The following is a 7,789-nucleotide window of genomic DNA, read 5'->3' as shown; positions in this document are numbered from 1 at the left end:
AGGTAGAACCGCAGCGCATGTGGCGGTTCTACCTCGCCCTGGTTCTACCTCGCCCTGGTTCTACCTCGCCCTGGTTCTACCTCGGCGCCGCGAGGGCCTGTTCGACGTCCTCGATGATGTCCCGCACGTCCTCCAGGCCCACCGAGAGCCGCACCGTGGTCTCCGCGATGCCGACGGCGGCCCGGCCAACCGCGCCGAGCTTGCGGTGCGTGGTCGTGGCGGGGTGGGTGATCAGGGACTTCGCGTCGCCCAGGTTGTTCGAGATGTCGACCAGCTGCAGCGCGTCGAGGAACTGGAACGTCCGCTGCTTCGCGGCCTCGGCGTCGGACCCCTCGGGGACTGCCAGGTCGAACGTCACCACTGTGCCGCCGCCGCTCATCTGGGAGCGCGCCAGCTCGGCCTGCGGGTGGGAGTCCAGGAACGGGTAGCGCACGGTGCCCACCGCGGGCAGCTCCTCCAGCGCGTGCGCGACGGCGAGGGCGCTCGCCCCCTGCGCCGCGACCCGCACCGGCAGGGTCTCCAGGCCCTTGAGCAGGGTCCAGGCGTTGAACGGTGCCAGCGACGGCCCGGTGTTGCGGATGAACGTCTGCACGGGACCGGTGATGTAGTCGGTCGAGCCGAGGATCGCGCCGCCCAGCACGCGGCCCTGCCCGTCGATGTGCTTGGTCGCGGAGTACACGACGACGTCGGCGCCAAGCTCCAGCGGCTTCTGCAGCAGCGGGGTGGCGAACACGTTGTCGAGCACCACGGTCGCCCCGGCGGCGTGCGCCAGGTCCACGACGGCGCGCACGTCCACGATGTCCTGCATCGGGTTCGACGGCGTCTCGAAGAACACCACGTCCGCGGGCGTGGCCAGCGCCTCCTCCCACTGGGAGAGCACGTGCCCGTCGACGTAGTCCGTGCGCACGCCCCACTTCTTGAAGATCTCCTCGAAGATCACCACGCTGGACCCGAACAGCGCGCGGGCGGCCACGATCCGCGAGCCCGAGCTCACGAGCGCGGCCAGGGACGTGAACACGGCGGACATGCCGGTCGCGGTCGCGTAGCAGGCGTCGGCGCCCTCGAGCTGGCGCAGCCGCTCCTCGAACGTGTGCACCGTGGGGTTGCCGTAGCGCGAGTAGACGAACCGGTCGACGTCGCCCTTGAACGCGGCCTCGGCCTCGGCCGCGTTGTCGTAGACGTAGCCCTGCGTGAGGAACAGCGCCTCGCTGGTCTCCTGGAACTCGCTGCGCTGGTGCCCGCCGCGCACCGCGAGCGTCGCGGGGCGCACCCCGGCCGGCAGCGGCTTGCGGCCGGAGCCGCCAGGGTTCGCGTCCGCCGGGAACGCACCGGTGACGGTCACGCGGGACCCGCCGTCCAGGGCAGCCCGACGACCTTCCAGCCGCGCTGGTCGCGGACGCCGTCGGCCCCGGGCGCGCCCTCGAAGCCGTCCAGCACGTTGTACGACGGCGCGATGCCCGACGCCGTGGCGAGCCGCGCCGCCGCGATCGAGCGCTGGCCGGAGCGGCAGAGGAAGACGATGGGCCCGTCGGTCACGCCGGCCGCCCGGAGCTCCTCCAGGAACCGCGGGTTGGGCACACCGCCCGCCTGCACCCACTCGCTGAACACGGGCTGCTTCTCGAGCGTCACCGTGTCGGGGATGCCGATCGTGCGCCACTCGCCCTGGGTGCGCACGTCCACGAGGACGGCGGACGGGTCGGCGGCCAGCAGCTCCCAGGCCTGCTCGGGCGTGATGTCGCCGGCGTAGCCCTCGGCGGGCCGGACGTCGATGCGCGCGGGGTCGCTCATGATGCTCCTCCATCGGTCGTGGCGGTAGCACCCTCGGCCGTCCTCCGCTGTTGCGGGGAACGCTGGGTTGCTGCGGCGTCGTCGTGCCACGTCACTCGGCCGCTCGGGATGGTCGCCGCCAACCCTACGACATGTGTCCGGTGGGTGGAACAGTGTCTCGACAGGCAACCCGGCCAATCTGGTAGGGAAAGCGAATATCGCTACGGTGACGACCGTGTCTGCGAACGAGGAACCACTGACCGGCGGGAACATGTCCGAGGTCGTGCGCACGGGGGACACCGTGCGGCGCTCCGCCGGACCGTGGACGCCCACCGTCCACGCGTACCTGCGCCACGTCCGGGCCCGCGGCGTCACGGAGGTGCCCGAACCGTTCGGGTTCGACGAGCGGCAGCGCGAGATCCTCTCGTTCCTCCCCGGCGACGTCCCGGGCTGGCCGGCCCCGGAGTGGCTCTGGTCCGAGGAGAACCTGCGCGACGCCGGGCGCCTCCTGCGCCGGCTCCACGACGCGTCCCTCGACCTCGACCTGCCGGACGCCGTCTGGCAGCTGCCCGCCCGCGAGCCGGCCGAGGTGATCTGCCACAACGACGCCGCGCCCTACAACATGGTGTTCCGCGCGGGCCGGCTCGTCGGCCTCATCGACGTGGACACGGCAGCACCGGGACCCCGCCTGTGGGACGTGGCGTACACCGCGTACCGCCTGGCCCCGTTCGCGCAGGACGCGTTCGCCGGGGTGTCCTACGACGTCGGCCACCTGGACCCGCTGGCCCGGCTGGACGCGCTGGTCGACGCGTACGGCGCCGCGTGGTCGCGCGCGGACGTGCTCGGGACGATGGCGGAGCGCCTGACGGAGCTCGCCGCGTTCAGCGAGGCCAGGGCCGACGCCGGCGGTCCCGCCGAGCTGCGCGAGCACGCCGCGATGTACCGCTCGGACGCGGCCCGCGTCGTCGTCCTCGGGGGCCGCGCGGCCCGACCAGCAGGTGGGACCAGCATCTGAGACATGCGTTGACAGGGCTTTTGCCCGCAGCACAGGATGGCCGCAGGTCATGAGCGCCAGCGTCAAGCCCCGGCTCGCTGGCCGGCAACCCTCCCTCCGCGGTGGGGTGCCCCGGGTGACGACCAGGCCGTGCGCACCCGTGCGCGGCAAGCGCGGGGGAACCTCCCCCAGGACTGTGCTGGAGGACGCCATGTCTGCTCCCACCATCAGCCGTGCCACCGCGGTGACCGGCCTCGCCCCGCTCCGGCCCGTGGTCGGCGGCGGCACGCTCGTCCCGCTCGTGGACGGCACCCAGGTCTCGTACGCGAACCTCGACGTCGCCGCGTCGGCCCCGGCCCTGCAGGCCGTCGCCGACCGCGTCACCCAGGTGCTGCCGCTGTACGCCAGCGTGCACCGCGGCGCCGGCTACCTCTCGCAGGTGAGCACGGCGCTCTACGAGACCGCCCGCCGCACCATCGGTGCGTTCGTCGGCGCCCGCGAGGACGACCTGACGATCATCACGCGGAACACCACCGACTCCCTCAACCTCCTCGCCGGCTGCGTCCCCGCGCAGGCCGACGGCGAGCCCGGCCGCGTGCTGGTGCTCGACGTCGAGCACCACGCGAACCTGCTGCCCTGGCAGCGCACCACCGGCGCGACCGTGCTGACCGGCGGCGCCACCGTGGCCGAGACCGTCGCCCAGATCCGGGAGGAGCTGGCCGACGCCGCCGAGGACCGCCCGTACGCCCTCCTGGCCCTCACCGGCGCGTCGAACGTGACGGGCGAGTCGCTCCCGATCGCCGAGATAGTCGCCGTCGCCCACGAGTTCGGGGCGCGCGTGGCGCTCGACGGCGCCCAGCTCGTGCCGCACCGCCGCATCTCCCTGGAGTCCACCGGCGTGGACTACCTCGCCTTCTCCGGGCACAAGACCTACGCCCCGTTCGGCGCCGGCGTGCTGGTGGGCCACCGCGACTGGCTCGACGCCGGCACGCCGTACCTCGCGGGCGGCGGCGCCGTCCGCCGGGTGCGGGTGGGTGGCACCGACTGGCACGAGGGCCCCGCCCGCCACGAGGCCGGCTCGCCCAACGTGATCGGCGCGGTCGCCCTCGCGGCGGCCTGCGAGGAGCTCGCCGCGCTGGACCCGGCCGAGGTCGTGGCCCACGAGAACACGCTGCGCCGCCGGCTCGTGTCGGGGCTCGAGGCCATCGACCGCGTCGAGGTCGTGCGGGTCTGGGCCGACGCCGTCGACCCCGTGGGCGTCGTGACCTTCACCGTGACCGGCTACGACCCGGGCCTCGTCGCCGCGTACCTGTCCGCGGAGCACGGCATCGGCGTGCGGGACGGCCGCTTCTGCGCGCACCCGCTGCTCGGCCGCCTCGGGTTCGACGCCGGCGCTGTGCGCGCCTCGGTCGGCGTCGGCACCGCGGGCGAGGAGATCGAGCGCCTCATCGCCGCCGTCGGCAGCCTGGTGGCCGACGGCCCGCAGGCGGGCTACGACGTCGTGGACGGGCTCTGGGTGGTGACCGACGACCCGCGTCCGGTCCCCGAGGGCTCGGGCCTGGCGGGCCTGCTCGCGACGGCGGCGCTCGGCTTCGACGAGGCCTTCGGCTGCCTCCCGGACGAGGACTGACGGCCACAGCGCCAGCACCACGCAGATGCCGCCCATCGTCAGGTCCAGGCCGATGCACCACAGCGCCAGCGAGCGGTTGACCACCACGTCGCGGCGGTAGTGCACCACGTCCCAGGCGGCGTGCGCGGCGAGGGCGAGGCCCGCGAGGGCCAGCCCGACGCGCGGCTCCAGGAACAGGGCGACGGCGGCGACGCCGAAGAAGCCGGCCATCGCGGCGGCCTGCGGCCAGGTCGCGCTGCGGCCGCGGGCCAGCCCGATGCCGGTGAGCACGAGGCCCACCAGCACGAACGCGATCCAGCGCGGCGTGTCCAGCAGCTCGGACGCGACGGGGATCGCGGACGCCAGCAGCGCGACCAGCCACGCCGTCCAGCGCACGCCGGTCACCGCCGCGGCCAGGTAGCAGAGCGCCGCGACGCCGACGGCGGTGGTCGGGTCCTCGGCGACGGCGTCCTGCCAGGTGCCGCCCGCGATCGCCGTCCCGCCCACCAGCAGGCCGAGGCCCGTCAGCGCGCCGAGCACGATCCAGCCGGTGTTGGTCGGCCAGGTCCCGGTCCAGCGGCTGCGCCGCGCCGGGACGGCCGTCTCGAAGGTCTCGGTCATGGTCCCGTCCTCCCTGTCCCGGCGCTGTGGCACCGTCGCGTCAGATACCCACTAGGGGTACCCAATCACGCGCCGCCGGGCCGCGGAAACCACATTCGGCCACCACCGAAGTGTCAGACGTACAGGTCCCTCGGGGGGCCTGGGTGTCTGACACGTCAGAGAGGGAAGGCGCGCGAGCCCGGGAGGGCCGACTCCAGCTGGGCCGCCAGCGCCAGCAGCGTGAGCTCGCCGCCCGGCCGGCCGATGATCTGCACCCCCATCGGCAGCCCGGCGGGCGCGTCTGCCGTGGGCTCGGTCCAGTGCGTCGGCACGGTGATCGCGGGCAGCCCGGCCACGTTCAGCATCGACGTCCACGGCGTGTACTGGCACTGCTGCTCGAAGTTCCGCTCGGGATCCTCGGCGTCGTACCAGCCGATCGGCCGCGGCGTGAGCGCGAGGGCCGGGGTCACGACGGCGTCGTACGCGCCGACCTGCGCCACGAGCGAGCGTTCGAACCCGGTGAGCGTGCGCACCGCCTCGGCGAGCTGCCGCGCGGGGACCGTGCGGCCCGTGCGGATGAGCCACTGCGTCAGCGGCTCCAGCTTGTCCAGGGTCGCCGGGTCGTCGATCGGCACCGCCGACGCTCCGCCCATCCACAGGGTCCGGAACGCCGGCGCGTACTCGGGCGCCTCGGCCAGCGCGGTCTCGTCGATCTCGTGCCCGGCCCCGGCCAGGGCGCGCACCCCGGCGTCCAGCGCGGCGCGCGCCTCGGGGGACACGGCGATGTCGTAGAACCCGTCCCAGGCCGACGACGTGGTCACGCCGATGCGCGCGACACCCGCGCCGGCCAGGCCGGAGCCCTCCGGCAGCTCGGCCCGCTGCGCGGCCGCGAGGTACGCCCCCGCGGCGTACGACGGCGCCCGCAGCGTGTACGGGTGCGCGACGTCGCCCCCGGCGCGCCTCGGGAGCATCGCCTCCAGCAGCAGGGCGGTGTCGGCCACGGTGCGGGCGATCGGGCCGTTCACCACGAGCCCGCCCAAGGAGTCGACGCCGCTGCCCGCCGGCAGCAGCCCGCGCGTGGGCTTCAGCCCGACGACGCCGCAGGCCGCCGCCGGGATGCGGATCGACCCGCCGCCGTCGGACCCGGGGGCGAACGGCAGCAGGCCCGCCGCCACCGCGGCTGCCGCACCGCCGCTGGAGCCGCCGGCCCCGCGGGTCAGGTCCCACGGGGTGCGCGCGGGCGGTGCGCCGACGGGCTCGGTGTAGGCGGGGAAGCCCAGCTCGGGCGCGGCGGTCTTGCCCAGGCTGACGATGCCCGCGTCGTCGAGCACCCGGACGATCTCGTCGCTCTCCTCGGCCGGCGGCAGCCCCGCGAAGGCGCGCGACCCGAAGCCCGTGGGCACGCCCGCCCGGTTCCACAGGTCCTTGTCCCCGGTGGGCAGGCCCCACAGGCCGCCCGGCGTGGGGCCCTCGCCTGATCCGGCCGCCCGGGCCGCCTCGAGCGCCGCCGCCCGTTTCCGCGCCCGTTCGGGGGTGACGGTGGCGAAGGCGCCGACCTGGGGGTTCAGCCGGTCGACCCGGTCCAGGAAGTGCTCGGTCACCTCGGTGGGGGTGAGCTCTCCGGCGGCGAGGAGGTCGCGGAGCTCGACGGCGGTCCGCTCGTGCAGGGCATCCATGTCGCCAGGCTAGGCGCTCGCCACGTCAGCCTCGATGGAATGTCGCTTATGTCTCACCCGCTCTACAGGGGAATCAGGCAAATTCATGAACGTGCCGCCCGGTACCCGGCGATCTGACCTGCGGGTATGTGCAAAATTGCGTTCGAATTGCGTTCGCTTGCACTAAATCCCGCCGCGCAGAATGCGCTTCTCCGGCATATGTTCTTGGAGTGCTGGCACCTTTGCGCCGCGCCGACGATGTGCGCCCGGGGTGCCCGAAAAGATCTCGAAGGGGGAGAGCAATGACATTCTTCAATACGGCACTCGTCGTGCCGAACCAGGTCGACTGGCTGGCGCCGCTCACCAACGCGCTCAGCTCGATCGCGAGCTTCATCCCGAAGCTCCTCGTGTTCCTGGTCGTATTCCTCATCGGGTACTTCATCGCCAAGGCGATCGCCCGGTTCGTGGGGATGATCCTGACGCGCGTCGGCTTCAACAAGGTGCTCGAGCGGGCGGGGGCCAACCGGCTGCTCGCCGGGTCCGGCATCGAGCCGATCGCGCTGCTCACGAAGATCATCTACTACTTCATCCTGCTGATCACGCTGCAGCTCGCGCTGAGCGCCTTCGGGCCTACCAACCCGGTGAGCGCGATCGTCAACCAGATCGTGGCGTGGCTCCCGAGCCTCGTCGTCGCGATCGTCATCGTGGTGATCGCCGGCGCCATCGCGAATGCCGTGAAGGACCTTCTCCTGAACACCATGAGCCGCGTTTCCTACGGCTCGCTGGTGGCGAAGACGGTCTCGTTCCTCATCATTGCCCTCGGTGTTATCGCCGCCGTGAACCAGATCGGCATCGGCACCACCGTGACAATGCCCGTCCTCGTGGCATTCCTGGCCACCGTCGCCGGAATTCTGATCGTCGGTGTCGGCGGTGCGCTGATCGGCCCCATGCGTTCGCGGGTCGAGGGTTTCCTGGGCAACCTTTCGGAAGGTGCGGCCCCTGCCGCGGCGCCCGTCACGGAACCGAACAACGCGCCCACCGCCCCGCCGGCCTCGGGCACGTTCGCCCCGCCGTCGCGCGACCTCTGACCGCCTGACCGGCAGGCCGTCACCACGACGCCGGGGTCGCACCGTCACGCAGCTGTCTGTTCTCAGGGGCGCGTCC

Annotated in this window: 7 protein-coding genes and 1 riboswitch; of the genes, 4 read left to right on the top strand and 3 right to left on the bottom strand. The window is 73.2% G+C overall.

Annotation, left to right across the window (positions count from 1 at the left end; genetic code table 11):
• Positions 1 to 76: 76 nt before the first annotated feature.
• Positions 77 to 1,342, bottom strand: a complete 1,266-nt coding sequence (locus tag ACFU5G_RS27930) for an O-succinylhomoserine sulfhydrylase (protein WP_377252028.1) — start codon at positions 1,340 to 1,342, stop codon at positions 77 to 79.
• Complete coding sequence (locus tag ACFU5G_RS27925) at positions 1,339 to 1,788, bottom strand: rhodanese-like domain-containing protein (protein ID WP_377252026.1); 450 nt, start codon at positions 1,786 to 1,788, stop codon at positions 1,339 to 1,341. Before ACFU5G_RS27925 ends, ACFU5G_RS27930 begins: the two co-directional genes overlap by 4 nt.
• Positions 1,789 to 2,002: 214 nt before the next feature.
• Here ACFU5G_RS27925 and ACFU5G_RS27920 point away from each other — a divergent pair, with 214 nt between their 5' ends.
• From ACFU5G_RS27920 to ACFU5G_RS27910, 3 genes are all read left to right on the top strand, one after another.
• Positions 2,003 to 2,782, top strand: coding sequence for a phosphotransferase enzyme family protein (locus tag ACFU5G_RS27920; protein ID WP_377252024.1), 780 nt, complete (start codon positions 2,003 to 2,005; stop codon positions 2,780 to 2,782).
• 45 nt (positions 2,783 to 2,827) lie between these two features.
• Positions 2,828 to 2,941: riboswitch (SAM riboswitch) on the top strand.
• A 31-nt stretch (positions 2,942 to 2,972) separates the two neighbouring features.
• Positions 2,973 to 4,391, top strand: coding sequence for an aminotransferase class V-fold PLP-dependent enzyme (locus tag ACFU5G_RS27915; RefSeq protein ID WP_377252022.1), 1,419 nt, complete (start codon positions 2,973 to 2,975; stop codon positions 4,389 to 4,391).
• A 262-nt stretch (positions 4,392 to 4,653) separates the two neighbouring features.
• A complete protein-coding gene (locus ACFU5G_RS27910) occupies positions 4,654 to 4,791 on the top strand; it encodes a hypothetical protein (RefSeq protein ID WP_377252020.1) in 138 nt (45 codons plus the stop codon).
• A gap of 355 nt (positions 4,792 to 5,146) precedes the next feature.
• Here ACFU5G_RS27910 and ACFU5G_RS27905 read toward each other — a convergent pair whose 3' ends face one another.
• Complete coding sequence (locus ACFU5G_RS27905; protein ID WP_377252018.1) at positions 5,147 to 6,646, bottom strand: amidase; 1,500 nt, start codon at positions 6,644 to 6,646, stop codon at positions 5,147 to 5,149.
• Positions 6,647 to 6,927: 281 nt separating this feature from the next.
• On the opposite strand from ACFU5G_RS27905, the gene ACFU5G_RS27900 reads away from it, so the two are divergent.
• On the top strand, positions 6,928 to 7,713 hold the full coding sequence (locus ACFU5G_RS27900) for a hypothetical protein (RefSeq protein ID WP_377252016.1): 786 nt from the start codon (positions 6,928 to 6,930) through the stop codon (positions 7,711 to 7,713).
• Positions 7,714 to 7,789: the final 76 nt, after the last annotated feature.

It is taken from the genome of Promicromonospora sp. NPDC057488 (genome assembly GCF_042802395.1).
In the GTDB taxonomy this organism is placed as follows: domain Bacteria; phylum Actinomycetota; class Actinomycetes; order Actinomycetales; family Cellulomonadaceae; genus Promicromonospora.
Note: the sequence above shows the minus strand (reverse complement) of the source record. Positions and strands in the feature narration are given on the sequence as shown.